The organism is Hymenobacter sp. AT01-02 (assembly GCF_000961955.2).
In the GTDB taxonomy this organism is placed as follows: Bacteria; Bacteroidota; Bacteroidia; order Cytophagales; family Hymenobacteraceae; genus Hymenobacter; species Hymenobacter mucosus.
In genome coordinates this window covers 1-568 of the sequence record NZ_JZIR02000177.1, presented here as the reverse complement: position 1 = coordinate 568, position 568 = coordinate 1, and the positions used below count along the sequence as shown (strand labels likewise).

Annotated in this window: 1 protein-coding gene; it reads left to right on the top strand. The window is 54.9% G+C overall.

Annotation, left to right across the window (positions count from 1 at the left end; genetic code table 11):
* Window positions 1–175 precede the first annotated feature (175 nt).
* Window positions 176–532: a dihydroneopterin aldolase gene (gene folB, locus VI25_RS22040; protein ID WP_045687246.1), complete on the top strand. Its 357-nt coding sequence runs from the start codon at window positions 176–178 to the stop codon at window positions 530–532.
* The last annotated feature ends 36 nt before the right edge of the window (window positions 533–568 follow it).

Genomic DNA, 568 nt, shown 5'->3' with positions numbered 1-568 from the left:
CCCGGGCAGCCGGGCTTTGCCACGGCAGCTTCCTTGGGGGAGAAATCCTTTTTTGATGAGCTGTAAGCCCACGCAAGATTTACTGTAAGACAAAGCCTGCCTGTTGGGGTGGGCTTTGTTGTTTTGTGCGGGCAACAAGCCCGCCGCATACGTTTACTACCTATAGTTTCACCATATGGGCCAGATTGCACTGGAAGGAATGGAGTTTTTTGCCTTTCACGGCTACTACGATGAGGAGCAGAAGATCGGCAATAAATACGGCGTCGACCTCTACATTGACACAGATTTGCACGCGGCAGGTGCCACGGACCAACTGCGAGAGACAGTAAATTATGAAGTGCTTTACCGGGTAGTGGCCGAAGAAATGCTGGCCCCGGCCCGGCTATTGGAGCACCTAGGTCACCGCGTACTAGACCGGGTGTTGGAGGAGTTTCCCTACATTGAGGGAGTACGAGTGAGCGTGTCTAAGTTTAACCCGCCGCTCGGAGGCATTTGCCATCGAGCCCGCATTACCCTGGAGCGCCGCCGGTAGGCCTTTGCTAGGTGGTCTGAAGGTAGAGGCACCAGG

Bases quoted from the DNA above. Each gene is read 5' to 3' on its own strand.
- folB (WP_045687246.1), top strand. From the start codon at position 176: ATGGGCCAGATTGCACTGGAAGGAATGGAGTTTTTTGCCTTTCACGGC.